General features: G+C 71.2%; 26 protein-coding genes and 2 pseudogenes. 18 read left to right on the forward strand and 10 right to left on the reverse strand.

Annotated elements, in window-relative coordinates:
* Window positions 1–22 precede the first annotated feature (22 nt).
* Both GKE56_RS05730 and GKE56_RS05735 read left to right on the forward strand, forming a co-directional pair.
* On the forward strand, window positions 23–1,156 hold the full coding sequence (locus tag GKE56_RS05730) for a hypothetical protein (RefSeq protein WP_154683719.1): 1,134 nt from the start codon (window positions 23–25) through the stop codon (window positions 1,154–1,156).
* A gap of 81 nt (window positions 1,157–1,237) precedes the next feature.
* On the forward strand, window positions 1,238–2,590 hold the full coding sequence (locus tag GKE56_RS05735; RefSeq protein ID WP_230209216.1) for an ammonium transporter: 1,353 nt from the start codon (window positions 1,238–1,240) through the stop codon (window positions 2,588–2,590).
* Here the strand turns inward: GKE56_RS05735 and GKE56_RS05740 are convergent.
* The gene (locus GKE56_RS05740; protein ID WP_154683720.1) at window positions 2,587–3,213 is read right to left on the reverse strand and encodes an MBL fold metallo-hydrolase; all 627 of its coding nucleotides are present in this window, start codon (window positions 3,211–3,213) and stop codon (window positions 2,587–2,589) included. The genes GKE56_RS05735 and GKE56_RS05740 overlap by 4 nt on opposite strands.
* 128 nt (window positions 3,214–3,341) lie before the next feature.
* Here GKE56_RS05740 and GKE56_RS05745 point away from each other — a divergent pair, with 128 nt between their 5' ends.
* From GKE56_RS05745 to bioD, 10 genes and pseudogenes are all read left to right on the forward strand, one after another.
* The gene (locus GKE56_RS05745) at window positions 3,342–3,542 is read left to right on the forward strand and encodes a hypothetical protein (protein WP_154683721.1); all 201 of its coding nucleotides are present in this window, start codon (window positions 3,342–3,344) and stop codon (window positions 3,540–3,542) included.
* The gene (locus tag GKE56_RS05750) at window positions 3,539–4,447 is read left to right on the forward strand and encodes a flavodoxin family protein (protein WP_154683722.1); all 909 of its coding nucleotides are present in this window, start codon (window positions 3,539–3,541) and stop codon (window positions 4,445–4,447) included. The genes GKE56_RS05745 and GKE56_RS05750 overlap by 4 nt, the downstream gene beginning before the upstream one ends.
* Window positions 4,448–4,562: 115 nt before the next feature.
* Complete coding sequence (locus tag GKE56_RS05755; protein WP_154683723.1) at window positions 4,563–5,333, forward strand: SDR family NAD(P)-dependent oxidoreductase; 771 nt, start codon at window positions 4,563–4,565, stop codon at window positions 5,331–5,333.
* A pseudogene (locus GKE56_RS18160) lies at window positions 5,330–5,749 on the forward strand (FAD-dependent oxidoreductase); the annotation flags it as partial. The gene GKE56_RS05755 and the pseudogene GKE56_RS18160, both read left to right, overlap by 4 nt.
* A 43-nt stretch (window positions 5,750–5,792) precedes the next feature.
* Entirely contained in the window at window positions 5,793–6,713 is a 921-nt protein-coding gene (locus tag GKE56_RS05760) for a hypothetical protein (RefSeq protein WP_230209217.1), read from the forward strand.
* Window positions 6,706–7,947, forward strand: a complete 1,242-nt coding sequence (locus GKE56_RS05765; protein ID WP_154683724.1) for a family 1 glycosylhydrolase — start codon at window positions 6,706–6,708, stop codon at window positions 7,945–7,947. The genes GKE56_RS05760 and GKE56_RS05765 overlap by 8 nt, the downstream gene beginning before the upstream one ends.
* A 149-nt stretch (window positions 7,948–8,096) precedes the next feature.
* Complete coding sequence (bioB, locus tag GKE56_RS05770) at window positions 8,097–9,113, forward strand: biotin synthase BioB (RefSeq protein WP_154683725.1); 1,017 nt, start codon at window positions 8,097–8,099, stop codon at window positions 9,111–9,113.
* 197 nt (window positions 9,114–9,310) lie between these two features.
* A complete protein-coding gene (locus GKE56_RS05780; protein ID WP_154683727.1) occupies window positions 9,311–10,624 on the forward strand; it encodes an adenosylmethionine--8-amino-7-oxononanoate transaminase in 1,314 nt (437 codons plus the stop codon).
* 12 nt (window positions 10,625–10,636) lie between these two features.
* Window positions 10,637–11,761 carry an 8-amino-7-oxononanoate synthase gene (locus GKE56_RS05785; RefSeq protein ID WP_154683728.1) on the forward strand — a complete coding sequence of 375 codons (1,125 nt, stop codon included), beginning with the start codon at window positions 10,637–10,639 and terminating at the stop codon, window positions 11,759–11,761.
* Window positions 11,762–11,789: 28 nt separating this feature from the next.
* Window positions 11,790–12,548: a dethiobiotin synthase gene (bioD, locus tag GKE56_RS05790; protein ID WP_230209218.1), complete on the forward strand. Its 759-nt coding sequence runs from the start codon at window positions 11,790–11,792 to the stop codon at window positions 12,546–12,548.
* Here bioD and GKE56_RS05795 read toward each other — a convergent pair.
* The 5 genes and pseudogenes from GKE56_RS05795 to GKE56_RS05810 form a co-directional block, all read right to left on the reverse strand.
* Window positions 12,545–13,585 (reverse strand): magnesium transporter CorA family protein, encoded by a 1,041-nt coding sequence (locus tag GKE56_RS05795; RefSeq protein WP_154683729.1) that lies wholly within the window; start codon window positions 13,583–13,585, stop codon window positions 12,545–12,547. The two genes, bioD and GKE56_RS05795, sit on opposite strands and share 4 nt — an antisense overlap.
* 69 nt (window positions 13,586–13,654) lie before the next feature.
* Window positions 13,655–14,473, reverse strand: a complete 819-nt coding sequence (locus tag GKE56_RS05800; protein ID WP_154683730.1) for an MBL fold metallo-hydrolase — start codon at window positions 14,471–14,473, stop codon at window positions 13,655–13,657.
* On the reverse strand, window positions 14,470–16,155 hold the full coding sequence (locus tag GKE56_RS05805; RefSeq protein ID WP_230209219.1) for an APC family permease: 1,686 nt from the start codon (window positions 16,153–16,155) through the stop codon (window positions 14,470–14,472). The genes GKE56_RS05800 and GKE56_RS05805 overlap by 4 nt, the downstream gene beginning before the upstream one ends.
* Before the next feature lie 382 nt (window positions 16,156–16,537).
* The gene (locus GKE56_RS18165; RefSeq protein WP_370518487.1) at window positions 16,538–16,783 is read right to left on the reverse strand and encodes a response regulator transcription factor; all 246 of its coding nucleotides are present in this window, start codon (window positions 16,781–16,783) and stop codon (window positions 16,538–16,540) included.
* A gap of 94 nt (window positions 16,784–16,877) precedes the next feature.
* Window positions 16,878–18,095: pseudogene (locus GKE56_RS05810) on the reverse strand (HD domain-containing phosphohydrolase); the annotation flags it as partial.
* A 257-nt stretch (window positions 18,096–18,352) separates the two neighbouring features.
* On the opposite strand from GKE56_RS05810, the gene GKE56_RS05815 reads away from it, so the two are divergent.
* Both GKE56_RS05815 and GKE56_RS05820 read left to right on the forward strand, forming a co-directional pair.
* Window positions 18,353–18,574: a hypothetical protein gene (locus tag GKE56_RS05815; RefSeq protein WP_154683731.1), complete on the forward strand. Its 222-nt coding sequence runs from the start codon at window positions 18,353–18,355 to the stop codon at window positions 18,572–18,574.
* 35 nt (window positions 18,575–18,609) lie between these two features.
* The gene (locus GKE56_RS05820; protein ID WP_154683732.1) at window positions 18,610–19,014 is read left to right on the forward strand and encodes a DUF1003 domain-containing protein; all 405 of its coding nucleotides are present in this window, start codon (window positions 18,610–18,612) and stop codon (window positions 19,012–19,014) included.
* Window positions 19,015–19,051: 37 nt separating this feature from the next.
* Here the strand turns inward: GKE56_RS05820 and GKE56_RS05825 are convergent, their stop codons facing one another.
* Window positions 19,052–19,933 (reverse strand): ZIP family metal transporter, encoded by an 882-nt coding sequence (locus GKE56_RS05825; protein ID WP_230209221.1) that lies wholly within the window; start codon window positions 19,931–19,933, stop codon window positions 19,052–19,054.
* Between the two features lie 199 nt (window positions 19,934–20,132).
* Between GKE56_RS05825 and GKE56_RS05830 the strand changes: the two genes are divergently transcribed.
* Both GKE56_RS05830 and GKE56_RS05835 read left to right on the forward strand, forming a co-directional pair.
* On the forward strand, window positions 20,133–21,545 hold the full coding sequence (locus tag GKE56_RS05830; RefSeq protein WP_154683734.1) for a sialidase family protein: 1,413 nt from the start codon (window positions 20,133–20,135) through the stop codon (window positions 21,543–21,545).
* Window positions 21,546–21,621: 76 nt separating this feature from the next.
* Window positions 21,622–22,182: an isochorismatase family protein gene (locus GKE56_RS05835; RefSeq protein WP_154683735.1), complete on the forward strand. Its 561-nt coding sequence runs from the start codon at window positions 21,622–21,624 to the stop codon at window positions 22,180–22,182.
* A 13-nt stretch (window positions 22,183–22,195) separates the two neighbouring features.
* Here the strand turns inward: GKE56_RS05835 and GKE56_RS05840 are convergent, their stop codons facing one another.
* The 3 genes from GKE56_RS05840 to GKE56_RS05850 all read right to left on the reverse strand — a co-directional run bounded on the left by GKE56_RS05840 (window position 22,196) and on the right by GKE56_RS05850 (window position 24,464).
* Complete coding sequence (locus GKE56_RS05840) at window positions 22,196–22,843, reverse strand: hypothetical protein (RefSeq protein ID WP_154683736.1); 648 nt, start codon at window positions 22,841–22,843, stop codon at window positions 22,196–22,198.
* Between the two features lie 56 nt (window positions 22,844–22,899).
* Entirely contained in the window at window positions 22,900–23,289 is a 390-nt protein-coding gene (locus GKE56_RS05845; RefSeq protein WP_154683737.1) for a VOC family protein, read from the reverse strand.
* Between the two features lie 245 nt (window positions 23,290–23,534).
* On the reverse strand, window positions 23,535–24,464 hold the full coding sequence (locus GKE56_RS05850; protein ID WP_230209222.1) for an oxidoreductase: 930 nt from the start codon (window positions 24,462–24,464) through the stop codon (window positions 23,535–23,537).
* A 153-nt stretch (window positions 24,465–24,617) separates the two neighbouring features.
* Here GKE56_RS05850 and GKE56_RS05855 point away from each other — a divergent pair, with 153 nt between their 5' ends.
* A complete protein-coding gene (locus GKE56_RS05855; RefSeq protein ID WP_230209223.1) occupies window positions 24,618–25,400 on the forward strand; it encodes a hypothetical protein in 783 nt (260 codons plus the stop codon).
* Window positions 25,397–26,074, forward strand: a complete 678-nt coding sequence (locus GKE56_RS05860; RefSeq protein WP_154683738.1) for a mechanosensitive ion channel family protein — start codon at window positions 25,397–25,399, stop codon at window positions 26,072–26,074. Before GKE56_RS05855 ends, GKE56_RS05860 begins: the two co-directional genes overlap by 4 nt.
* The last annotated feature ends 29 nt before the right edge of the window (window positions 26,075–26,103 follow it).

Raw genomic sequence — 26,103 nt, forward strand, 5'->3', positions numbered from 1 at the left:
TGCCGTCGACGAAAGGCCTCTTGTGAACCCGAACCCCGACCGCACCGGTAACCGCCGCGTCCGCGCACGCGTCCTCGCCGCCCTCGGTGTCGCGGCCCTCGCCAGCGCGATGGCGCCGGCGCTCGCTGCGCAGGCCGCGCCCGTGGGCCCCACGGATCCGTCGGTGACCGTTCCCGGCGGCGCTGGCGACCTGGCCGGACACCCCTACCGGCACGGGCTCGTCCAGACCCTCGGGGCGGGCCTGCCCAACCTCGGTCTGAACAACCTGCGGTACGGCGGGGGCACGAGCGGGGTCGGCGTGACCACGGGCGCCCCGAAGGTCTACCTGGTGTTCTGGGGCTCCCAGTGGGGCACGGCGGGCACGGACGCCAAGGGCAACACCACCCTGACCGGCGACCCGCAGGGAACGGCGCCGATCCTCCAGGGCTTCTTCAAGGGACTCGGCACCAACGGTGACAGCTGGTCCGGGGTGATGACCCAGTACTGCGAGGGTGTCGCCAGTGGCGCGACCTCCTGCCCGTCCGGGTCGGCCCATGTCGGCTACCCGACCGGCGGTGCGCTCGCCGGCGTCTGGGCGGACCCGTCGGCTCCCGCGCCGGCTCAGGCCACGGGTAACCAGATCGGCGCCGAGGCAGTCAAGGCAGCCGGGCACTTCGGCAACACCACGGCCGCCGCCAACCGCAACGTCCAGTACGTCGTCCTCTCCCCCACGGGCACCCACCCGGACGGCTTCAACACGACCACCAGCCAGTTCTGCGCGTGGCACGACTACACCGGTGACACCAGCCTCTCCGGCGGTGCGCCGACCTCGCCCTACGGCCCGTTGGCGTTCACGAACGAGCCCTACGTCACCGACGCCGGGTCGAGCTGCGGGTCGAACTTCGTCAACCCCGGCCCGTCCGGTGTCACCGACGGCGTGACGATCGTCGAGGGCCACGAGTATGCCGAGACGATCACCGACCAGTTCCCGGCCGGCGGGTGGACCGACCTCACCGGCTACGAGAACGGCGACAAGTGCGCATGGATCTCCTCCGGGCAGGGCGCGTCCCAGAACATCACCCTGAGCACGGGCAGCTACCCCGTCCAGTCGACCTGGGCGAACGACTTCAACGGCGGCTCGGGCGGCTGTGAGGTGTCCCACTCGACGGTGAGCTGAACGAGCCGCCTCGCTACGGTGGCGGTCCCGTCCACCGGCGTGCCCAGCAGCACGCCGCCCACCCCCGCGAGGTGATCGCGCGTGCCCCTACTCACCGGGACACCGTCTGCCCTGGACACCGGCGACACGGCCTGGCTGCTGGTCTCCTGCGCCCTGGTGCTGCTCATGGCCCCGGGCCTGGCGCTGTTCTACGGCGGCATGGTCCGGGCCAAGAGCGTGCTCAACATGATGATGATGACCTTCGGCGCGCTGGCCGCAGCCATCATCGTCTGGACCGTCGTCGGCTACTCCTTCGCCTTCGGTGACGACGTGGGCGGGGGGCTGCTCGGCAGCCCGCTGCAACACGTGGGGCTGCATGGCCTGATGGCGGCATCCAGCAACGGCGTGTCCCCGATCCCCGTCATCCTCTTCGCGGTCTTCCAGGGGCTCTTCTGCGTGATCACGGGGGCACTCGTCTCGGGCGCCATCGCCGACCGGGCCCGGTTCGGCGCATGGATGGCGTTCGTCAGCGTGTGGACCGTGGTCGTCTACGCGCCGGTCGCCCACTGGGTCTTCGACGCCAGCTCGGGCAGCCACGTCGGCGGGTGGCTCGCCAACCAGGTGCACCTCGTCGACTTCGCAGGCGGAACCGCGGTCGAGATCTGTTCCGGCGCCTCGGGGCTCGCCCTTGCCCTCGTCCTCGGCCGCCGACACGGCTTCGGCAAGGACCCGATGCGCCCCCACAACCTCACGCTGGTGATGATGGGCGCCGGCCTGCTGTGGTTCGGCTGGTTCGGCTTCAACGCCGGTTCCGCTCTCGCCGCCAACCAGAAGGCCGCCGTCATCTTCACCACCACCCTGCTGGCCGGTGCCGCCGGCACCCTCGGGTGGTTGGCCGTGGAGCGCTACCGCGACGGGCACGCGACCTCCCTCGGCGCCGCGTCGGGCATGGTGGCGGGCCTCGTCGCGATCACCCCGTCGTGCGCCTCGCTGTCACCGCTCGGCTCGATCGCCATGGGTGCCCTGGCCGGCATGGTGTGCGCCTTCGCTGTCGGGCTCAAGCACCGGTTCGGCTACGACGACTCGCTCGATGTCGTCGGGGTGCACCTGGTGGGAGGCCTCGTCGGCACCCTTGGCATCGGGTTCCTCGCGACGGCGAGCGCACCCACGGGTGTGAACGGCCTGCTCTACGGCGGTGGGGTCGGGCAGCTCGGGCGCCAAGCGCTCGGGTGCCTCGTGGTGATGGTCTACGCCTTCGTGGTGTCCGGGGTCCTCGGTCTGGCCGTCGAACGGCTCTTGGGCTTCCGCATCCACGTCGACGACGAGGTCAGCGGCATCGACCTCGTCCTCCACGCAGAGACGGCATACGACCTGCACCACCTGTCCAGTGGTCGCCCGTCGTTCCACCACGGCCTCACCCACCCGGCCAGCCAACCCCCAGAGCGAGCGGGCTAGAGAACCGTCGCCACACCGGGGACCAGCGGGCGCACGACGCGCTCGGGGCTGAAGGCGCTCAGCATGCCGGCGTACTTGCCGGGGTCGGTCGTCTCACCAGCGTGGATCGGGATAGCCACGCGCGGGTCGACGGCGTGGACGTTCTCGACCGCCTCGGCGAGCTTGAGCCAGGGACCGTCCACCGCCACGGCGAGCACGTCGACGTCCTGATCCGGAACGAGGAACGAGTCCCCCGGGTGCAGCAACGCCCCGTCGTCCACGAGGTAGGCCGAGTTGGTGCAGCCGGGGATCTCGCGCCACACCGCCGCGTGCCACCCGCCGAGCACGACGACGCTGGCCCCACCGAGGCTCAACCGGTCCCCCGGTCGCGCCACCCGGTGCTCGGGTAGGCCGAGCACCACATCGGGCGTGTCCGGGTCGACGACCAGGACTGCCCCGGGGTTGGCTGCGAGGAGCGCGTTGATGCGAGCCGGGTCGATGTGGTCGGCGTGCCCGTGGGTGACGAGGACGGCGTCGAGGTCGCGCACCTCGTCGAACTGCGACAGCGTGCCCGGGTCGAACAGCAGCCGGGCCGTCGCGGTCTCGGCGAGCAGGCACGCGTGCCCGAGGTGGGTGAGCTGCATGGTCGGTGGACTCCTCGCTGGCTGATCTGAACCGGGCCTCTTCCCTTGCGGGCCACGATGACGTACTCTCACTCTGAGAATATCACTTCCATAGAGCGAAGGCGCTCTCTGACGTGGGGAGGCCGTGCGTGGTCGCAGTCCACCACTTCGGCTACGGGGTCGACGACCTCGACGAGGCGAACGGCGGCCCTGGCCACGTCAGCTGGGTCGTGCCCGACCTGGCCGCCGAGCGCGCCCGGCTCAGTGCCCTGGCCGACGGCTGGGACGGCACCGACGCCCTTCGCCCGATGGCGCCCTCCTCCGACCCGACCGCGCAGGAGACGAGATGACCACCACCATGCTGGGCCTGAGCTGCGGCGCACCCGGGGGTAGCGCCGAGATCCTGCTCAAGGAGGCCCTGAGGTCGGCGCAGGCCGCCGGGGCGCAGGTACAGCTGGTCCGGCTCGAGGAGCTCCACCTGCCCAGCGGACCGGACCCCACCGACCGCGACGACGCCTGGTGGTTCTGGGAGCGGCTGATGGACGCGGACGGCCTGATCGTCTCCTCCCCCATGTTCAGCCGCACGGTTCCAGGCCGGCTCAAGGTCCTTGCCGACCGGCTGCTCGGCCCCAACGCCGACGCAGCGATCATCGCGACACTGCTCGACCTGCGCAGCCGGGGCGAGGAGCCGGCGATGGCGTTCCGGGTGGACGAGCGGGTCCTCAAGCCTCGGGTGGCCGGCTTCATCGCGGTGGGCGGCTCGCTCGTCGACCGGTGGCACACATTGACCCTGCCGGCGATGCACGTCCTCACGTTCTCCATGCAGACCGCGGTCGTCGACCAGTTCGCGGTCGGCGGTGCGGGCACGCCGAAGTCCGTCGTCCTGAACGAGCCCGCGGTCGCGCGTGCCGCGCAGCTGGGCGCCCATGTCGCGAGCCAGCTGGGGCGCGCCTTCGACGACGCGACGTATGCCGGTGAGCCGGGCCTGTGCCCCCTGTGCCACCTCGACGTGGTCGTCCTGCGCGGCACCGCGGTCCAATGCGCGACGTGCGGGGCCACCGGGGAGCTGCGCGCGGACGCGGGCGTCTCGTGGACCGACCTGACGACCTCGGTGATCACGCTGGCCGAGAAGCGCGAGCACTACCGCGAGATCCTCGAGACCGCGGGCCGGCACGCGGCGCGACGCCCCGAGATCGAGGAACGCGCCACGGCATACGACGACTTCGATCCCACCATCCGCCCGGACCAGAGGTGACTGCCATGACCGAACCCCGCCCGCTCCACGTCCTCGTCGCCGGCGGCGGCCTGTCCGGCCTGGCCCACAGCCTCGCGCGCACCGGTGCCGAGCCGGGCGACGAGGGGCGCACCCCGTGACCGGGCGCCTCGACGGCCTGGCGGTGCTCGTGACGGGCACTGGCGGCGGCATCGGCCGTGCGACCGCCGTAGTCTGCGCCCGCGAGGGTGCCCACGTCGTCGGCTGCGACCTCAACGAGGCCGCGTCCGCGGAGACCGTCGACCTGGTGCGCGCCGCCGGTGGCCGGATGGACGCGATGGCTCCCGTGGACCTGTCCACGGTCGAGGGTGCCCGCAGCTGGGTCGACGAGGCGGCCGCGGTCGCCGGTGGGGTCGACGTGCTCGTCAACAACGCGTCCGCGATCCGGTTCGGCACGATCGACGAGCTGTCGTGGGAGGACTGGTCGTTCACGATCCGCCACGAGCTCGACATCGTCTTCCTCGTGACCCGTGCCGCGTGGCCGCACCTGCGTGCCCGCGGCGGTGGCTCGATCGTCAACGTCGGCTCGATCTCGGGATCGCGCGGCGCGTTCTTCATGCCGCAGAACGCCCATGGTGCCGCCAAGGGCGGCGTCCTGGCGCTCACCGCCCAGCTCTGCGTCGAGGGCGGACCGCACGGGATCCGGGTCAACGCCGTGAGCCCGGCGATGACCGAGACCCCGCACACCAGCCCGATGCTGCGCGACCCGGATGGACCTGCAGCGGCCATCCGGGAGCGAATCCCGTTGCGGCGCTGGGGCCAGCCCGAGGACGTCGCCCACGCGATCCTGTTCCTCGCCAGCGACGAGGCACGGCACATCAGCGGCGCCAACCTACCGGTCGACGGTGGCACGGCGGCGGTCGGATGAGCACGACCACGGCCCACCTGTTCCTCCGCGGCGAGGAGGGTTACGAGCCGGCCAGGGTTGGCCGGATCTTCAACGCCCGCAAGCCCGACCGGCTGCCCGCCGCGGTGCTCGAGGCTGCGGACATCGAGGAGGTCGTGGCTGGTGTGCGGCTCGCGGCCGAGCGCGGCTGGACTGTCTCGGTGCGGTCCGGCGGCCACTCGTGGGCCGCCTGGAGCCTGCGCGCGGACGCTCTGCTCATCGACCTCGGCGCGCTCAGGGCGATGGCGTACGACCCCGCGACCGGCATTGTCACCGCGGGTCCGGCGACCATGGGCGGCCTCGAGCTCGCACCGTTCCTCGCCGACCACGGCCGCGCGTTCCCCGGCGGCCACTGCGCGTCGGTCGGCATCGGCGGATTCCTCCTCCAGGGCGGTCAGGGCTGGAACAAGCCGCTCGCGCGGGTGGGCCTGCGAAAGCGTCGTGGCGGTCGATGTGGTCACCGCCGCGGGCGAGCTCGTCCGAGCCGACGCGACCCAGAACTCCGACCTCTACTGGGCCGCCCGTGGCGCCGGCCCTGGCTTCCCGGGCATCGTCGTGCGCTTCCACCTGCAGACCTATCCGGCACCACCGGTGATGTGGCAGGACACCTGGACCTTCGCCCTCGAGGACGGCGCCGAGCTGCTGCACTGGCTGCACGACGTGCTGCCCAGCCTGGACCGACGGGTCGAACCGGTCGTCGCGGCAACCCGGCTGCGTGACGTCCCGCTGGATGAGGGCCTCGTCCGCCCCGACGGCACGCTGCTCCTGCTGCACACGACCGTGATGGGCGACACCGAAGCGGAGGTCCGCGCCCTGCTCACGCCCCTGTCAAACGGACCTCTCGCGGGCCGCGCCCTGGGCCACGTCCAGGGTCCGACGACCATCCTCGAGGAGAACCTCGCCCAGACCGCGCAGAACCCCGAGGGCTACCGGTATGCCGTCGACTGCACCTGGACGGACGCGTCGGCCGACGTCCTCGCCCCAGTCCTCACCCGGCTGTGGGGCGAGCTCGACACCGAGCACTCCTTCTCGATCTGGTACGGGTGGGCGCCCAACCGCCAGCTACCCGACATGGCCTTCTCCGTCGAGGGGAACGTCTATGTCGCCACCTATGCGATCTATGCCGACGCCGCGGACGACGAGAGGTACCGCACCTGGGTGCACGAGCGCACCGCCTCGATCGCCCGGCACGGCGGCGTCGGGGTCTACCTCGGCGACACCGACTTCACCCAGCGGCAGGATCGATTCCTGTCTGACGAGAACTGGGTGCGGCTCAATGAGATTCGCGCCCACCGCGACCCCGACCGACGTTTCGCCTCGTACCTCACCGCCGACCCCGAAGGGCTCAACCGCCATGACTGACGACCGCTTTCCCCAAGACTTCCTCTGGGGAGTCGCCACCGCCGGCCACCAGAACGAGGGCGACAACACCGGGAGCGACACCTGGTTCCTCGAGCACGTCTCGCCCACCATCTTCCGGGCGCCCTCGGGCAAGGCGTGCAACGGCTGGGAGCTGTGGCGCGAGGACCTCGACCTCGTCGCAGGGATGGGGTTGAACGCCTACCGGTTCTCCGTCGAGTGGGCTCGGGTCGAGCCGCGGGAGGGGTCGTTCTCCGACGCTGCGCTCGACCACTACGAGGCCGTCGTCGACCGGTGCCACGAGCTCGGTATCGCACCCGTCGTCACCTTCAACCACTTCACCTCCCCGCACTGGTTCGCGGCCAAGGGTGCGTGGCTCGACGCGGCGGCGCCAGACCTCTTCGCGCGGTACTGCGGCGTCGTCATGGACCGCTTCGGCGACCGCATCGCGGTGGCCGTCACCCTCAACGAGCCCGACCTGCCCCGGATGCTGACCTGGGTCGACCTGCCCCCGTTCGTCCGCGACCTCGAGCGCGCCACCCTCGACGCCGCGTCGCGCGAGGCGGGCGTCGAGCGCTACCGCGCCGGCAACGTCATGCTCCCGGAGGAGATGGACGCCATCGGCGACGGGATGGCGGCCGGCCACGTGGCGGCCAAGGCGGCCATCAAGTCCCGCCGGCCTGACCTGCCCGTCGGGTTGTCGCTCGCCATCATCGACGACGTCGTGGCGGGTGACGACGCGACGGTGCGCGACCGCAAGCGCGCCGAGGTCTACCAGCGCTGGCTGGAGCTGGCCCGCGCCGACGACTTCATCGGGGTGCAGAACTACGAGCGACGCAGCTACGACGGCCAGGGCGAACAGGCTGCACCGGACGGCGCCGTCCTCAACCAGATGGGCTCGGCCGTCGAGCCGAAGTCACTGGCCGGCGCCGTGCGCTACGCCCACGACCAGACCGGGGTCCCGGTGCTCGTCACCGAGCACGGCATGGCCACCGCTGACGACAGCGTGCGCGCCGCGTTCATCGGGCCGTCGCTCGACGAGCTGCGGGCGGTCATCGACGGCGGTGTGCCCGTCCTCGGGTACCTCCACTGGACCCTGCTCGACAACTTCGAGTGGATCTTCGGCTACGACATGCACCTGGGCCTGCACGAGGTCGACCGCACGACCTTTGTCCGCACCGCCAAGCCCAGCGCGGGGGTGTACGCCGACTACGTCCGCTCGGCGACCAGTGGCTGAGGGCCCGATGGTGGCCCGGCTGGACCACGTCGGCCTGTCCGTGGCCGACCTCGCCGCCGCCGGGGCGCGCCTCGCCACCGTCATGACGCCACACGCCACTGGATGAGACGTGTGGCACCAGCCCCCTCCAGTGGGCCACCATTCCCCCTATGACTGCACAGCCGAGAGTCGACGAAGACATCCTCAGCACCGCCCGGGAGCAGGTCCTCGGACGCGGTGAGCCACTGGCGTACGAGCAGATCCTGGCGGTCATGAACACCGCCGACGACCAGCTCGAGGAGCTGCTGGCCCTCGCCCACGAGGTGCGGATGACCTACAACGGCCCCGAGGTCGAGGTCGAGGGCATCGTGTCCATCAAGACTGGCGGGTGCCCCGAGGACTGCCACTTCTGCAGCCAGTCGGGGCAGTTCACCTCGCCGGTGCGGTCGGTGTGGCTCGACATCCCCGAGCTGGTCCGCGCAGCCAAGCAGACCCGTGAGACGGGCGCCAGCGAGTTCTGCATCGTCGCTGCCGTTCGTGGGCCGGACGCGCGCCTCATGGACCAGATGCGCGAGGGCGTCGCCGCGATCCGGGCCGAGGTCGACATCCAGGTGGCTGCCTCGCTGGGCATGCTCACGCAGGACCAGGTGGACGACCTCGTCGCGATGGGGGTGCATCGTTACAACCACAATCTCGAGGCCGGTCGCTCCTTCTTCCCGCAGGTCGTCACGACGCACTCCTTCGAGGAGCGCTGGGACACCTGCCTCATGGTCAAGGACTCCGGCATGGAGCTCTGCTGCGGCGGGCTCGTGGGCATGGGAGAGACGCTCGAGCAGCGGGCCGAGCTCGCGGCCCAGCTGGGCGAGCTCGCGCCGCACGAGGTACCCCTCAACTTCCTCAACCCGCGACCCGGCACCCCCTTCGGCGACCTGCCGGTGATGGACAGCGGTGAGGCGCTGCGCACGATCGCCGCCTTCCGCCTCGCGCTCCCCCACACCATCCTGCGCTACGCCGGGGGTCGTGAGCTGACGCTCGGCGACCTGGGCACGCGCGACGGCCTGCTCGGCGGTATCAACGCCGTGATCGTCGGCAACTACCTGACCACCCTCGGCCGCGACCCCCGTGAGGACCTCGCCTTGCTGGCCGACCTCGAGATGCCGATCAAGGCGCTCGGGCAGACCTTCTGAGCCCTGAGGTATGCCGGACACTGCGCCGTGGTGCGCCCGCTGCGGTGAGGCGCGGGCAGCGGGCGACCATGCCGCCTGCGACCGTGCCCTGGCTCTGGAGCCGCCCCGGTTCTGCCCAGCCTGTCGCCGCCGGATGAAGGTGCAGGTGCTCCCACGGGGGTGGTCGGCGGTGTGCGTCGAGCACGGGGAGAGCCACGATGGGTGACCTCGACCGGCTGCTCGCGTTCGACCAGGACCACGTCTGGCACCCCTACTCCTCGGCGCTGGTCCACGACCCGCGCTTCCTCGTGGACTCCGCGTCGGGCGTGCGGCTCCGCCTGCGCCACGCGGACGGGTCGTCGCAGGACGTCATCGACGCCATGTCGTCGTGGTGGTGCGCCATCCACGGCTACGCGGTGCCCGAGCTCGACGCGGCGGCGCACCGCCAGCTCGACCAGATGAGCCACGTCATGTTCGGTGGGCTCACCCACGAGCCCGCGATCGCCCTCGCCGAGCGGCTCGTGTCCCTCACGCCGGACCCGCTGCAGCACGTGTTCTTCGCCGACTCCGGTTCGGTGTCGGTCGAGGTGGCCATGAAGATGGCCCTGCAGCTCCAGGTGGGCACCGGCTCGACGCGCACCCGCTTCTTCACCATCCGCGGCGGCTACCACGGCGACACCTTCTCGCCGATGTCCGTGACCGATCCGGTGGGTGGCATGCACTCGTTGTTCAGCGGCATACTCCCCCAGCACGTGTTCGCACCCGTCCCGCCCGCGGGGGTCGACGTGCCCGACGACGACCCGGCCATGGTCGCGTGGGAGCGCGAGACCAGGAGCCTCTACGCCGCCCACGCCCACGAGGTCGCCGCCGTGATCCTGGAGCCGGTCCTCCAGGGCGCCGGCGGCATGCGGTTCCACAGCCCGTATGCCGTGCGGGTCCTCGCGTCGCTCGCGCGGGAGCACGGCGCGCTCGTCATCTTCGACGAGATCGCCACCGGGTTCGGCCGGACGGGCACGCTGTTCGCCCTGGAGCGCGCCGAGGTGGTGCCCGACATCCTCTGCCTCGGCAAGGCGCTGACCGGCGGCTACCTCACCCTCGCGGCTGTCCTGTGCACGAGCGAGGTCGCCCGGGGCGTGAGCAGTCAGGCCGCGGGCGGAGCGCTGATGCACGGGCCGACCTTCATGGCCAACCCGCTTGCGTGCGCGGTGGCGCTGGCCAGCCTGGACCTGTTGCGGGCCAACGATTTCGCCCGCCAGGTGGCGACGCTCGAGGCGGGTCTCACGACCGGACTCGCAGCGGCGGACGGCCTCGAGTCGGTCGTCGACGTCCGGGTGCTCGGCGGCGTCGGCGTGGTCCAGCTGGGCGAGCCGGTTCGCGCGGCCGAGGTGACGGCGGCGGCCCTGGCCCGCGGGGTCTGGGTGCGGCCGTTCCGCGACCTCGTCTACACCATGCCGCCCTACGTCACCGCCGCCGACGACCTGGCCACGATCTGCGACGCGATGGTCGCCGCCGTCGCCGACGTGCACGGCTGAGAGGATGCCCCGGTGAGCGAGTTCCTCGACTGGCTGGCCGCCCAGGCGCAGTCCCGCGACCGCGCCGGGCTCCGCCGCGCGACCACGCCGTTCAAGGCTGACGAGGTCCTCGATCTTGCAGGCAACGACTACCTGGGACTTCGTCGACACCCTGCGGTCGTGGCCGGTGCCGTGGCCGCCGCCGAGACCTACGGTGGCGGGGCCGGCGCATCGCGGCTGGTGACCGGCACCCTGCCGATCCACGAGCACCTCGAACAGGCACTCTGCGACCTCACAGCTGCGCCGTCGGCGCTGGTGTTCTCCACCGGGTACCACGCCAATCTCGGCGCCCTGACCGCGCTGGCCGACGCCGACACCCTCATCGTGTCCGATGCCCACGCCCACGCCTCCCTCATCGACGGCGCCCGGCTCAGCCGTGGCACCGTCGTCGTGAGCCGCCACAACGACCTCGGCCACGTGCGCGAGCTGCTCGCCCACCGCACGCAGCGCCGAGCCGTCGTCGTGGTCGAGTCGATCTACTCGGTCTTCGGTGATGCCGCACCCCTGGCCGAGCTGTCGAGCCTGGCACTGGAGTTCGACGCGGTGCTGCTGGTGGACGACGCCCACGGGCTCGGGGTCCTGGGTGCGCGCGGCGAGGGCGGCCCCGCACACGCCGGCATCACCACGTGCGACCACGTCGTCGTGACTGCAACCCTCTCGAAATCCCTTGCCGCACAAGGCGGAGTCGTCCTGGGCCACCGGTCAGTGCGCCAACACCTGGTCAACACCTCGAGGCCGTTCATCTACGACACCGGCTTGGCGCCAGCAGCGGCCGGCGCGGCGTTGGGTGCCCTCGAGGTCCTGGGCGCAGACCCCCGTCTGCCAGAGCGAGCCCGGGCCAACGCGGCAGCACTTGCGGCGGCGTGTGGCGTCGCTGCGCCGGCGGGAGCAGTCCTCTCGGTCGCGATGCCCGGCCCGGCGCACGCGCTGGCCGCGGTCGCGGAAGCCGAGGCACGCGGCATACGCATCGGCTGTTTCCGGCCGCCGTCCACCCCGGACGGCACGTCCCGGCTGCGACTGACCGCCCACGCCAACCACACGCGGCACGACCTCGACCGGGCGGCAGCCGTCCTGGAGTCCCTGGTGCCACGTGCCTGAGGCGGTGGCGCTGCCCAGGGTGGTTCTCGTGACCGGGACCGGTACGGGCGTCGGCAAGACGGTGACCACGGCCGCCCTCGCGGCGGCGCTGCACGGGCGGGGACTCACCGTCGGGGTCGTGAAGCCGACCCAGACCGGCGTTGCCGAGGGCGAACCTGGTGACGTCGAGGAGATCCGCCGGCTGATCGGCGACGACGCGGCGGTGCGCACCCATGAGCTGGTGCGGCTGCGGGACCCGCTCGCGCCCGACACCGCCGCTCGACTCGAGGGGGTCGACTTGCCGCGCGTCGAGGCCGTGGCTGAGTCGGTCAAGGATCTCGCCCGGGACGTGGACGTCCTGCTGGTCGAAGGCGCGGGGGGTCTGCTCGTGCGACTCGACGGCGCAGGGGGCACGTTGGCGGACCTCGGGACGTGCTTGCATGAGGCCGGCGTGACGGTGGGCTACCTCGTCGTCGCCGCCGCGGAGCTCGGCACCCTCAACCACACCGCGCTGACGGCCGAGGCGCTGGCGAGCCGCGGGTTGCCGCTGCTGGGCGTGGTCATCGGCTCATGGCCGCAGCAGCCAGGGCTGGCCGAGGAACAGAACCTCGTCGACCTGCCCGCCGTCGCGCAGGCTCCCCTGGTGGGTCGCCTGCCCGCTGGAGCCGCGGCGCTGTCACCATCGGACTTCCGTGACGCCGCGCCAAGCTGGTGGCACCCCGACTTATTGCCCGCAGTCGACCGATCTGGGCCACCGGTGGCCCCCAAACCGTGGATTCAGGGCAATAAGTCGGCGGGAGCGGGCTAGAGCCATTCCTTGTGGCGGAAGAACACGTAGAGCACGATCGCCATGACGAGCATCACCGTCGTCGAGGCGTAGAAGCCCGCCGCCGTGCCGAACCCTGGATACGGCACGTTCTGGCCCATGAAACCGGTCACCGCAGTGGGGACGGCGATGATCGCCACCCAGGCCGAGATCTTGCGCATGTCGTCGTTCTGGCGCACCGAGATCTGCGCGAGGTCGTCAGAGGCGATCGTCAGGTGGGTGCTCACCCGGGTCTGGAAGAACTCGATGACGCCGTGCAGGGACTCGCGCTGCCCGTCCGCCATGCTCGACACCATCTCGAAGCGGTCGGCGAGGTCGGCGACGAGCGGCTCGTGGTCGGCCGGGAGGAACCGCGCCAGCCGCGCCATGCGGTCGTAGGTCGCCGTACTGTGCACCGCGATCGTGCGGATCGCCAGGAGCTCGTACCAGACCTGGAAGAGGTCGGTGAGGAAGCCCTCGGAGTCCTTCATCACCTCGCCCGACATGACGCGCTGCTCGAGCTTGCCGGACTGCTCGGCCAAGGTCGCAATCATGTCGATCTCGCGTCGCGTCATCGTCGAGATGATCGCCGAGGACAGCTCGAACGCCGTGCGAGGCAGGAACTTCCCGCTCTTCATGCGGTCGAGGACGGCCCCGGTGTCGACGAACGCGACGGCGGGCTCCACCTTGGGGTTGAGCGGCCCGTGGATGGTGATGAGGTAGTTCGCGCCGAGGAACTGGTCGAGCTCGATGTAGTGGACGTGCCCGTGCGCGCCGATCTGGGGGGCGTGCAGCACCGTGAACACGTGGTCGTCGTAGGCCTGGATCTTCGACACGTGGTTGCGGATCACGCAGTCGTGCAAGGCGATCTCGCTGAACCCGAAGACGTCGCCGAGCATCTCGGACTCCTGCAGTCGGCACTGCGGGATGTCCACCCAGACGAAGCCGGTGCCGTTGTCGTTCGCGCTGCGCACCATCTCGGGCAGCTCGTCGGCGGTCCGTTGCGAGATCCCCGACTCATCGATCAGGTAGACGTCCACGACACACCTCTCTGTCCGCTCGGGAAGCGTCCCCGAGTCTATGGCGGCCACCTGAGAATCCAGCGCAGGTCAGGTCGAAAGCGCCTCGTATGCCGCGCTGATGGCCGGTTCCAGCCCTTCCTGGGGCAGCGCCCATCGGCCCGCTCCGGCCTCACACGCACGCTCGACGGGCACCCCCGCGGCGTGGAGCTCCCGCAGCAGGTCGGCCACCCCTGCGAGCTGGGTCTGCTGGGCCTCGACGAACAACCGGTTCACCGGCGAGCCGTGGCCCGGGACGACGACATCGTCCGGCCCCACCAGGCGCGCGAGCGCGGCGACCGTCGCCGGCCACTCCAGCGGAAAGCATCCGGACCCGTACATCGGTGGGCCGGACTCCTCGACGAGGTCGCCGACGATCCAGGTGCCGGCGTCGGCGAGGTGCAGGACGAGGTCGTTGTCGGTGTGCCCCCGGCCCAGGTGGCGCAGCTCGACGACCCGGTCGCCGATGGTGAGGCGGTGCTCGGCGCCCACCAGCACCGTGGGCGCGGTGATCCGCACCGCGGCCCACTCCTCCACGGGCTCGATGCCCTCGGCCACCCACGCGGCCAACATCGGCGTCTCGTAGGCCTCCAGGTGTGCGGGCACGAGGTCATGACCGTAGATCGGCACGTCCGCGAAGACCTGGTTGCCGAAGCTGTGGTCGAAGTGCGCGTGGGTGTTCACCACCGCCACGACCGGGTCCGCCGTCAGCTCACGCAGGTGCTCGCGGATCTCCTCGCCCTGGCGTGGCGACGAGCGGGTGTCCACCACGAGCAGGCCACCCCTGCCGCGGACCACGCAGATGCTGATGTCCAGCGGGTCGTACCTGCGCTGGAACACCCCATCGCCCACCTCTGCCCACCCGGTCATGAGCCGACGGTATCCGTCACCCGCTCCTCGAGTGGGGACCTGCGCGACGAGCTGAGGTGGTACGGCACGGAGGTGACCATCACACCCGGTTGGTAGAGCAGCCTTCCCTTGAGCCGCAACGCACTCTGGTTGTGCAGCAGATGCTCCCACCAGTGACCGACGACGTATTCGGGGATGAAGACGGTGATGACGTCTCGAGGGCTGTCGCGCCGGATGGTGGCGAGGTACTCCAGCACCGGGCGGGTGATCTCCCGGTACGGCGAGGCGACGATGGTGAGGGGGATGTCGAGCCCGCGCTGATCCCAGTCCCGGCGCAGCTGGCGTTCCTCCTCCGGGTTGACGGCGACGGTGAGGGCGACCAGGTGCGAGGCCCGCGTCGCCTTCGCATAGGCCAGCGCGAGCAGCGTGGGGGCGTGCAGCTTCGAGACGAGCACCACCGCGTGGTTTCGGCTCGGGAGCAGCACCCCGCCGGGCCCCGGCTCGAGCTCGCGTGCCACCGACTCGTAGTGCCGACGGATGCCCCGCATGAGGAAGAAGATGACGACCATCGCGGCGATCGCGAGGTAGGCGCCAGCGAGGAACTTGTAGCGGACCACGATCACGAGGACGAGGGCCGTGACCGCAGCCCCGGTGCCGTTGATGAGCTGCGAGCGCCGGATGGAGCGGCGTCGCCCGCCGTCGGCGCGGCCCAGCTCGTCGCGCCAGTGCCGGACCATGCCGAACTGCGACAGCGTGAAGGAGGTGAAGACGCCGACGATGTAGAGCTGGATGAGCTTCTCGATGTTGGCGTCGAACCCGATGATGAGCGCAGCGGAGACCCCCGCGAGCAGGATGATCCCGTTGCTGAACGCGAGCCGGTCCCCGCGGTTGTGCAGCTGGTGGGGCAGGTAGCGGTCGCGCGCGAGGATCGAGGCGAGGGTCGGGAACCCGTTGAAGGCCGTGTTGGCAGCGAGCACGAGGATGCCGGCAGTGGCCGCCTGGAAGCCGTAGAACAACACGCCCCGGCCCCACACGCTCTCGGCGATCTGGCTGATCACCGACGGGTTCCCGTTGCCGTAGGCGCGCGCATGGGTCGCGAGGGCCAGAGCCGTGATCCCCGAGAACATCGTGATGGCGAGGGCACCCATGATGACGAGGGTGGTCGCGGCGTTCTTGCTCTTCGGCTTCTGGAACGCGGGCACCCCGTTGCTGATGGCCTCGACTCCGGTGAGCGCGGTGCAGCCGGACGCGAAGGCCCGCAAGCAGAGCAGAAGGGTGAAGACTCCCCCCACCTGGGCGGTGCGCGTCAGGGCGAGGTGGGCACTGACGGCCTCCGGTATGCCGCCGTGCAGGGCGCGGTAGACGCCGCTCGCCAGCAGCAGCAGGGTGAGCCCCACGAAGGCGTACGTGGGGAAGGCGAAGGCGGTACCGGACTCCTTGACCCCGCGGAGGTTGACCACCGCCAGCAGGACGACGAAGCCGGCGGACAGCTCCACGGCATACGGCGCGAGCACGGGCAGGGCGGAGATGATCGCCACGACGCCGGACACGACCGAGACGGCGACGGTCATCACGTAGTCCACGAGCAGGGCGGCCGCCGCGGTCAGGGCGGCCTTCTCCCCCAGGTTCTCCTTGCTCACGACGTAGGCCCCACCACCGCTCGGGTAGGCGTAACACGTCTGCCGGTAGGACGCGACGACCACGACGAGGAGGAGTGCGACCGCGGCGGCGATGGGGGCCGCGAGCCCGAGGGAACGAGGCGGCGCCGGCGGCGCCGAGCACGAGCACGATCTGCTCGGTCGCATACGCGACGGACGAGATCGGGTCCGAGCAGAAGACAGGGAGGGCAAGCTTCTTGGGCAGCAGGGTCTCGCCGAGGCGGTGGCTGGCCAGGGCCCGGCCGATGACCAGTCGCTTCAGAGCGTCAGCAGCGGTCGTGGACATCGGGGCCGGTCCGGCGTGGTGGGTTGTTCACGGCGCCAGCCTGCTGCCGGGGTGCCGGCCTGGGCCGTCCCTTGACGCCTTCTTCACGCGGCGAGGGCGAATCTTGACGACTTCTTGACGACGCCGTCGGCCCGGCTCGGCTCAGTCCGACGACGCGAGGCCGTGGTCGGTCGCGAACAGGCTGAGCGCGACCCGGCTCGAGGCACCGGTCTTGGCGTAGATGTGCTCGAGGTGGTTGCGCACCGTCTTCTCCGCGATCTCGAGGCGACGGGCCACCTCGGGCGTCGGCGTGGCGCGTGCGACCAGTCGCAGCACCTCGACCTCGCGAGTGGTCAGCCCCGCCGGCCAGGCCGGCTTCGCCGTGGACCGACCGGCCGCCTGGAGCACCGCATCGACGGCCTCGGCCTGCAGGCGCCCCCCCGCGTGCCTCCTCGCGAAGCATCCGGGCAGCCTCCGCCGGACTCGACCCGGCCCGGCCCGGCCCCTCCTCCACCGCGCACTGGAACAGGTCGGCGGCCGCCAGGACCTGGTCCAGCAGGGACAGCTCGCCCGCCCGGAGCCGGCCCGGGTACCCGGACCCGTCGAGGCGCTCGTGGTGGTTGACGGCCAACCGGGCCTCGGCCGCCAGCCCGGGCAGCCGAGCGAGAATCCGGCCGGTGAGGAACGGGTGCAGCTCGACCCGCTCGCGTTCGGCCACTGACAGCGGCGTGGCCTTCTCCCAGATGAGGTTGGAGATGCCGATCCGCCCGAGGTCGTGCAGGTGCCCGGCCCTGCGGAGCCGGGCGATGCTCTGGTCGGCGAGGCCGAGGTGGCGCCCCGCGGCTGCGGCCAGTCCGGCGACCGACCGCGAGTGCCCGACGGTGTAGGGGCTCTTGAGGTCGACGAAGTCACCGAGCGCGGCGATGAGGTCCTCGGGGTCGCTCCCGATCGTCTGGGCCTGCGCACCGGGCGCCTGCGTGACCGCCGCGCTCCAGACGTCGGCGGGCAGGGTGAACAGCTCGGCGTGGTGCCGGGCGAAGCACGACACCACGCCCGGGTCGAACTGGCCGCCGCTGCGGGCGGCGAGGACCTCCAGGGCCGCCTCGACCCCGCGCCGGGTGCGGACCACGTCCGCCACGTCGACGACCTGGGCGATCCGCATGGACAGCGGTATGCCGGTGCCTCGGGCGCCGTTGGGGAGCCCGCCCCCGTCCCACCGCTCGAAGCCGAACCCGAGCGAGTGCTGCACGTCCTCGCCGAGCCCGATCCGGCGAGCCAGCAGCGCCGCCGAGGAACAGTGGGACCTCGTCATCGTGGCGAGGTTGGCCCGTGGGTCGCGCAGGAGCGCCCCTGCGACCTTGAGGCGCTGCGGCAGCGCCCGCCCCCGACCGAGGTTCTGCAGCAGGAAGATCGCGTAGGGCACGCCGGCCCAGTCGACGTCGTAGGAGTCCCGGCGGACGGCGATGTCGTCGCCGAACCAGCGCGCGTACTCGTGCGACTCGGCATGACAGCCCACCCACATGACGAGGGTCACGGAGTGCGCGACCTCCTGGGCCTGTTCGTCGCAGCCGAGCAGCCGCGCGAGCCGGCCAGCCATCAGCGCACTGCGCAACACGTGCTCCGCGGGAAGCCCGAGGCCGAGGTCGATGGCCAGGGAGAGCGCGGCGAGCAGCTCGGCCCGGGTTGGCGTCAGCGCCGCGCGGCGCGCTCCAGCGGCCATGTCCAGATCCTGTCACCGGCTGACCACGCGCGGCGAGTATGCCGCATCCGGCGCGATCCGCTGGCCAGTCACGACGGGGTGGGAAATGACCCCGATGAGCCATGGTCGGCAGGCCGCGGTCACGGGCAGTCTCGGAGGCGGAGGGAATGCTCGCGCCGGTAGGGGCACATCGGGGGATGGTGGGCGCGGGCTCCCCTCCAACGACGCACCTCCGGTCGTCGATGCTGGTGCCGTCGCGAAGGAAGGGCCGAGGGGCCATGCACGTGGAGACCAGCGTCACCGTCAACAGGACAGTCGTCGACGATGCCGCGCTTCGCGCACGGCTCGTCGAGGAGGCCCGTCGGAGGCTGATCGACCTGGGCCTCGCCACGGCCGAACAGCTCACCGACGAGCCCTCGATCACTGCGAGCCCGCAGCTGGCCGATGGCGAGGAGGTCCCGCGCTGGGTGCACGTGACCTTCGGGTGGGAGCGTCACTGACCCCGACGCGGCATCCGGCAGTGCATATTGATGCCATGAACTCTCCGGCACCCAGTGCGCCTCAGATCCACCCCGTCACCCGCGCGATGATGGCCCAGCGCGCCCAGGACGTTCAGCTGAAGATCGCCGACGGCATCACGGCGTTCGCTGGCTCGATGACCTTCGTGTACCTGCACGCCGTGGGCTTCGCGATCTGGATGCTCTTCATCGAGTCGAGCCCCTGGCCCACCCTGACGCTCATCGTCTCGCTCGAGGCGATCTTCCTGTCGACGTTCGTCATGATCGGGCAGAACCGTCAGGCCGCGTTCCAGCAGGCCAAGGCCGACCACGACTTCGTCGAGTCCGAGCTCGAGCTCAAGACCAACACCGAGCTGACCCGCCAGATCCACGCGCTCACGACCGAGCTGCACAGCCGCATCGTCGCGCCGGGCAGCAGCTGAGCGCGAGCGCGACGATGCTCCTCGGCGCCCCTCGGCGTCAGGCGCCGGCCGCCACGAGGATGCCGTCGGTGAGGAAGCCCAACGCGAGACCGCCGAGGATGCACCAGGTCGTGAGCTCCTTCAGACCCGTCCGTCGGGCGACGGCCAGCAGCTCGATCACGACGTAGAGCACCGAGCCGGCGGCCAGCCTGAGGAACGCGATGGCGAGGGTGTCGTTGACGACGCTCTGACCCACGAGGGTGCCCACGAAGGTCGGACCGCCACCGATGAGGCCGAGCAGGGCCAGCCGACCCCAGCTCGGGCGCTCGGTGTCGCCGGCCAGCGGCGCGACGATGCCGAACCCCTCGGTGGCGTTGTGCAACGCGAAACCGATCACCAGCAGCAGGGCGAGCGAGAGCTCTCCGCCGGCCGCGGAGTTGCCGATGGCCAGGCCCTCGGCGAAGTTGTGCAGGCCGATGCCCACCGCGATCATCAGCGCGAGGTCGGCGGCAGCCGTGCGAGCCGCGGTGGACACGGGAACCTCCCCGGCAGCCAGGGACGGGGTCGACGGGTCACCACCCACCGAGCCCGCGCTCGGCACACCCACAGGCACTGCGGCCGGCGTCGGGACGGCGCGGGAGCGAGCCCGTCGCGCAGCCATCGCCTTGTCGTAGTAGACGAGTCCGGCCATACCCACGACCAGCCCGAGCGCGAGGACGATGCCGCCCGTGGTTGCCTGACCCCACTTGTGTGCGGCGAGCGCGCTGTCGGTGGGCTCCCAGGCGTGGGAGAGGATGTCCCACACGAGGAACACCAGCACGCCGATGGCGACACCGTTGAGCGCGGCCTTCAGCCGCGGCGCGGGCTGGCGCAGCCGCCCGATGGGCAGGCCGAGAAAGATCGTGAAACCGGCGATCATGCCCAGAAGGGCAATCTGCATGGCTGACATCAGTACTCCTGGAGCGAGGACAAACCCGACACGGTTAGGCGAGCCTTACCTATCTAACCATGCCACGGAGGGTCGGCCCGATGCACATCGGAGCCGTTATGCGCCTCGATGACCGAATTGCCCCGTAACGCAGGGCCCGGCGGCTCGTTGTGACTCATGACACCCACATCCGTCCTCAGGGAGGCCGTCCGTGCTCGTCGTTTCGACCAAGCTCTTGCGTACCTGTGCCGGCGCCGCGATGGTCGGAGCCGCGATTGCGGCTCCCGCTGCGGCGTCCACCCTCGCCGGGCCGCACCACACGCCTGCGACCAAACCCATCGCCACCACGAACGGGTTCGCCTTCGGCCAGCTCCAGGCCCAGACCGTCGGTGCGAGCGGGTGCGGGACGAACATCGCGGGCGAGCCCTCCATCCACGTCTCGCGGACGAACCTCGTCGGCCTCGGGTCGGAGGACGGACTCGGCGGGGGCAGCGAGTTCTGGCGCGGCACGCAGGTCGGCGGCACGTCGAACGCCTCCGCCTGTGCCCTCACCTACAGCGGCCAGCCCAACGCCGTGAGTGGGGTCGGCGCCTCCGGCGGCGACATCGACACGGCCTTCGCCCCGGCGACCTCGGCCGTCGGGACGCACCGCATCTACGTCGCGAGCCTCAACCTCGGGTCGATCAACGTGGCCACCTCGGTCGACGACGGCAAGACCTTCTCGCAGGTCCCCGTCCAGGCCGGCCTCCCGGTGGACGACCGCGAGTGGATCGCGGCATACGGGGCGGACACCAGCTTGCTGACGTTCCACGACATCACCACGAACAACATCGACGTGCTGCGTTCCGACACCGGTGGCGGCCCCTACGCCCAGATCTCGCAGGCGATCCCGGCCACGGACTACAAGGCGACCAACAACGAGCTCGGCAACCTGGTGGTCGACCACAACAACCCCACGCCGGGCGGGTTCTGGGCCTACCAGTCGTTCGTCGCCCCCTCCGCGGACCCCGGACCGACCGGCAGCTCGCCCTACAACGAGGCGTTCCTGGCCGTCTCACCCGACGGTGGGCACACCTGGGCCGACAAGCCGATCCCGTGCTCGACGTCGTTCGGGGCGGCGGGCCTCAACCACAACTTCCCGAACGTCTCCGTCGCGCCGAACGGCACGCTGTTCTATGCCGTCAGCAACGACACCTCCGTGTATGTCGCGTCGTCCAGCGACCACGGGAGCTCGTGGACCTGCTCGGGGCCGGTCAGCTCGGCGTCCCAGGCGATCTTCCCCTGGATCGTCGCCACGAGCGCAGGCGAGGACCTCGCGTACTACGGTGCGACGGGCACGGGCGCGAACCAGACGTGGAACGTCTACTTCGCGCAGAACCGCACCCAGTCGGTCAGCGGCTGGAACACCACGAAGCTCATGCCCGTCCACACCGGCCCGGTGTGCGAGGGAGGCATCAGCTGCACGGGTGGCCGCCAGCTGCTCGACGACTTCGGGATCGACACGGACCAGTCGGGGTGGGCGCACATCGCCTACTCGCACGACTCGCCCGACCTGGGTGGCAGCGGCAGCTACACCGGCTACGCCGTCCAGACCAGCGGCACGCCGGTGGGTGCCCCGAACTGAGCCGTCAGCGCACCCAGCGGGTGTCGGTGGGCCGCCCTAGGCTGATCGGCACCCGCTGGAGCCGACGGAGGTACCCATGACATCCCTGGAGAACCGACCCGCGACCGCCCTGGTCGTCATCGATGTGCAGAACGGCGTCGTGGGCAGCGCCTACGAGCGCGACCGGGTCGTCGCCACCATCGCGACCCTCGTCGACAAGGCCCGTGCGGAGCAGGTCCCCGTGGTGTGGGTGCAGCATTCCGACGAGCAGCTCGCCAAGGGCTCCCAGGAGTGGGAGTACGTCCCGGAACTCACCCGCCTCGACTCCGAGCCGGTGGTCCACAAGAGCTACGGCGACGCGTTCGAGGCCACCGACCTCGAGGAGCAGCTGGCGCAGCGCCGGGTCGGGCACCTCGTGGTCACCGGCGCACAGACCGAGGAGTGCATCCGCTGCACCCTGCACGGCGCGCTGGTCCGCGGGTACGACGCCACCCTGGTCTCCGACGCGCACACCACCGAGGACATGCGGCAATGGGGCTTTCCCGTGACGCCCGAGCAGTCCATCGCCTACACCAACACCTACTGGAGCTGGGCCTCCGCGCCGGGCCGCAAGGGCACGGTGACCCCGAGCGCCGAGGTCGACTTCGCCACCGGGTGAGGCGCTTGCCTGCTCAGGTGCCGACCGAGTCGACCACCTCGGCCACCGGCATCCGCCGCACGTGAACCGACGTGGGACTCGCCCGCACGAGCCCGACCTGCACGCGAAACCGGGCGACACCGGGCAGCGCCCACCCGAGGGACCAGCTCCCTTCCGCCGCATGGTGCTCCTCGTCGGTGAGCGACAGCAACCCGCTGTCAACATCGCGGAAGAGCTCGGCGACGGCTGCCCTCGCCGCCGCGAGCGCCGCCCCGTGTGGCAGGGCGACGACCGGGGCCGACGGTGCCGCGTGCGCGACCATGCGGGTGAACGCAGCCCGCACCGGCCCGGTCAGGTCAGGCTCGGGCCACGGCGCTGCCGGGTCGCTCCCCCGGGCCAGCAGCACGGCGATCTGCGCTCGTCCGCCGCCGCCGTCACTGCGATGGCTTCGGGTGACGTCGACGACCCACTCGGGCAGGGCGTCGGAGGCCGCCAGGACCGGCTCGAGGTCCGCGAGCCACGGCACCTCGTCGAACCGTGCGCCACCGGGTCCGCCGTCGTCCGGCAGGGCGAGGTCGAGGTCGATGAGATACACGTCGTGCGGCGACTGGTCGAGCGACCGCGTGACGGCCACGGTGACCCGCAGGCCACCGACGCGCCCCAGCCGCAACGTCGTGACCATGGGTCCAGCCTCCCCCGTCGCACCCGCCCGGCAAGGCGTGCTCGGCCCGTGAGGGCTCAGCGCGTCTCGGTCACCGACAGGCCGTTGCCGTCCGGGTCCTTGACCGCGAACATCGGCGGCACTCCCGGCCAGGTCAACAGCTCGCCGACCTCGACGCCGCGGTCGGCGAGGGCCGCATGCAGCGCGGCGGCGTCGTCGGTACCCAGCCGGATTCCAGTCGCGACCCCGGCCGGCACGCCCGGGGTCGCAGGCACCAGCGCCAAGGTCGTCCCTGACCCCGGGGGGCCGACGACGATCCACCGCCCGCCCAGCTGCTCCACCGGTGCGTCCGCGAGCTTGTCCAGCCCCAGCGTCCCGACGTAGAACTCGAGGGCGCGGTCCTGGTCGGTGACCGGCACTCCGACGGTGTGCACCGAGGTGATTCGTGCCGCTGTCGTGTCAGACATGGTCATGCTCCCTTTCCTTCGCTTGTGAGGACAGACCCCGCTGCGGCCCCCAACTCATCGGCCCGGCCGGCTCACGCGCTCGCGGTGCGGTCCTGGCGGGGCAGCCGCATGGTGAACGACGAGCCGGGGCTCCTCGGCCCGGTGTCGGGACTCGTCGTAGACAGCGATGAAACGCGCACCGCCGTGGTCGGAGGCCGACGCCGCCCACCTGTGACCCGTGGCGCGGTGGCCGGGCGAGGGAGGGGTCAGAGCTCGAACCGCACGCCCGTGAGCTCTTCGCTGACGGTCCACAGTCGCCCGGCCAGGTCCTCGTCGGCCGCCAGCGGGCTGAGCCTCGCGGTGCCCACGCCGCCGCGGACCTCGCCGCGCCCCTGCGGCCCGGTGTACGACCCCGGTTCGGCCACGGTCGCGGCATACAGCACCGACTCGGCGCCGCCCCGCGAGCCCGGCAGCACCAGGCGCATGAGCGGCGGAGCGAACGTGCGGACGACCCAGCGGGCACCCATGCCGTCGGTGCTGGCCACGAGGTTGGTGACGGCGACACCGGGATGGGCGGCCGTCGAGGTCAGCCGCGAGCCCGCAGCGGTCGCGCGCCGGTGCAGCTCGAGCGCGAAGAGGAGGTTGGCCAGCTTGGACCGGCCGTAGGAGGCACGGGGGTCGTAGTCGGCGACGTCGTTCGCCTCGACGACTCGCGCGTCGCCCTGGTTGTGGGCGATCGAGGCAACGGTCGTGACCCGCGGCGAGGGGGCGGCCAGGAGGGCAGGGAGCAACCGCGCGGTGAGGGCGAAGTGGCCGAGGTGGTTGGTCCCGAACTGCAGCTCGTGCCCGTCGACGGTCGTGCGCCGAGCCGGGGGCGCCATCACGCCGGCATTGTTGACGAGCAGGTCGACCCGGCCGCTGACCCGCTCGGCGAAGTCGCGCACGGAGTCGAGCGAGGCCAGGTCGAGGGCCTCCACCGCGGTGCTGCCGGCGATCCGGGCTGCGGCGACCTGCCCCGCTGCGACGTTGCGCACCGCAAGGATGACGTGCGCGCCGTGCTCGGCCAGTGTCTGCGCCTCGACGAACCCGATGCCCGAGTTGGCCCCGGTGACGATCGCGGTCGTGCCGGTGAGGTCACCGATCTCGGCAGGCTTCCAGGCCATGGTCCACTCCTCGTGCGTCGCTGGCTCAGCCACCCGAGCCTCCCCCACCTAAGCACGACGCCTCGACCCGGAATCGGCCGCCCCTGCCGTGCCCTGGTGTGCCGGCCGCGCGCCCACCCCGGGGCCCACCGCGTGCCCACCCCGTCCTTTGCTGACGTTCAGGAACCCCTGCAAGACTGCTGCCCCGTGACCAGATCCGAACAGCTCCTCGACACAGCCCGACCAGGTCTGACCACCGCGCTGAGCAAGGTGCCCGAGGTCACGGCGATCTTCTGGGTGACCAAGGTGCTCACCACCGGCATGGGCGAGACGGCCTCCGACTTCCTCGTGCGACGGATCAACCCCTTCGTCGCCGTCGCCCTCGGGGCGGTGGCCTTCGCGGTCGCCCTGAGCCTGCAGTTCCGGGTGCGCCGTTACGTGCCGTGGGTCTACTGGCTGGCGGTGTCGATGGTCAGCGTGTTCGGCACCATGGCTGCGGACGTCGTGCACATCGGCTTCGGCGTGCCGTATGCCGTGAGCACCGTCTTCTTCGCCGTCGCCCTGGCAGCGGTGTTCGGCGTCTGGTACGCCACCGAGCGCACGCTGTCGATCCACAGCATCACCACGGTCCGGCGCGAGCTCTTCTACTGGCTGACGGTGCTGACGACCTTCGCGCTCGGCACAGCCGCCGGAGACCTCACGGCCTCGACCATGCGGCTCGGCTACTTCGCCTCAGGTGTCCTGTTCGCCGTCGTGATCGCGGTGCCGGCGATCGCCCACCGCAGCCTCGGGCTCAACGCCATCGTGGCGTTCTGGTTCGCGTACATCGTCACCCGACCGCTCGGAGCCTCGTTCGCGGACTGGCTGGGCGTGCCCGCGAGCCGACGGGGGCTGGACCTCGGCACCGGGCCGGTCACGCTGGCCCTGGCCGTGGTCATCGCGGTCCTGGTCGGATACCTGTCGCGCACGACGGAAGCCACCGCATCGTGATCAACCTCAACGGAAACCCGCTCATCCGCCCTGACCTGCGACGGGCGGCAGCGGCGGCTGGTGTCGCCGCAGTCCTGCTGGTGCTGCTGGCGGCGTTCGGCTCCCCGCAGTCCGCCAACCTCACCCAGAAGCTGCTCGCGTTCGGCGGCGCGCTGGGTTTCGTCGTCGCCATGGCGATCAGTGTCCGCAGCGCCGCCAACGAGGTCGCTCGCGTCGCGGCCGTGCGGGCCGGCCCCGGGACCGCCAGTGGTCTGCGGTTGGGCCTGACGGTGGTCGGCTACCTGCTCACCGGGGTCGTGGCGCTGACGGTGCTGCGCGTCCCGATCGAGAAGCTGCTGCTGTCCGGTGCCATCACGGGAGTCGTCATCGGCATCGCGGCCCAACAGGCCCTCGCCAACCTGTTCGCAGGCCTCGTGCTGCTGACCTCGCGGCCCTTCCAGATCGGCCAGTCGATCGTCCTGCGCTCGGGCGCGCTGGGCGGCGAGTACTCCGGGCGCGTCATCGGGATCGGTCTGGCCTACACCGAGATCCTCACCGAGGACGGGCCCTACTCCCTGCCGAACGCAGGCGTCCTCGCCGCCGCGGTCGGCCCCCGTCAGGCGCGGCGCCCGCTCCAGGCGACGACAGCCCCGATGACCACGACGAACGACCCGACCACGGCCCAGATCGGGTGACCGCTCATCGCGCTGCCACCAAGGACGTC

Source organism: Nostocoides sp. HKS02 (assembly GCF_009707485.1).
Taxonomy (GTDB): Bacteria; Actinomycetota; Actinomycetes; order Actinomycetales; family Dermatophilaceae; genus Pedococcus.

Bases quoted from the DNA above. Each gene is read 5' to 3' on its own strand.
- GKE56_RS05740 (WP_154683720.1), bottom strand. From the start codon at position 3,213: ATGCAGCTCACCCACCTCGGGCACGCGTGCCTGCTCGCCGAGACCGCG.
- GKE56_RS05840 (WP_154683736.1), bottom strand. From the start codon at position 22,843: ATGGTCACGACGTTGCGGCTGGGGCGCGTCGGTGGCCTGCGGGTCACC.
- GKE56_RS05835 (WP_154683735.1), top strand. From the start codon at position 21,622: ATGACATCCCTGGAGAACCGACCCGCGACCGCCCTGGTCGTCATCGAT.
- GKE56_RS05765 (WP_154683724.1), top strand. From the start codon at position 6,706: ATGACTGACGACCGCTTTCCCCAAGACTTCCTCTGGGGAGTCGCCACC.
- GKE56_RS05800 (WP_154683730.1), bottom strand. From the start codon at position 14,473: ATGACCGGGTGGGCAGAGGTGGGCGATGGGGTGTTCCAGCGCAGGTAC.
- GKE56_RS05780 (WP_154683727.1), top strand. From the start codon at position 9,311: ATGGGTGACCTCGACCGGCTGCTCGCGTTCGACCAGGACCACGTCTGG.
- GKE56_RS05820 (WP_154683732.1), top strand. From the start codon at position 18,610: ATGAACTCTCCGGCACCCAGTGCGCCTCAGATCCACCCCGTCACCCGC.
- GKE56_RS05825 (WP_230209221.1), bottom strand. From the start codon at position 19,933: ATGCAGATTGCCCTTCTGGGCATGATCGCCGGTTTCACGATCTTTCTC.
- bioB (WP_154683725.1), top strand. From the start codon at position 8,097: ATGACTGCACAGCCGAGAGTCGACGAAGACATCCTCAGCACCGCCCGG.
- GKE56_RS05750 (WP_154683722.1), top strand. From the start codon at position 3,539: ATGACCACCACCATGCTGGGCCTGAGCTGCGGCGCACCCGGGGGTAGC.
- GKE56_RS05845 (WP_154683737.1), bottom strand. From the start codon at position 23,289: ATGTCTGACACGACAGCGGCACGAATCACCTCGGTGCACACCGTCGGA.
- GKE56_RS05815 (WP_154683731.1), top strand. From the start codon at position 18,353: ATGCACGTGGAGACCAGCGTCACCGTCAACAGGACAGTCGTCGACGAT.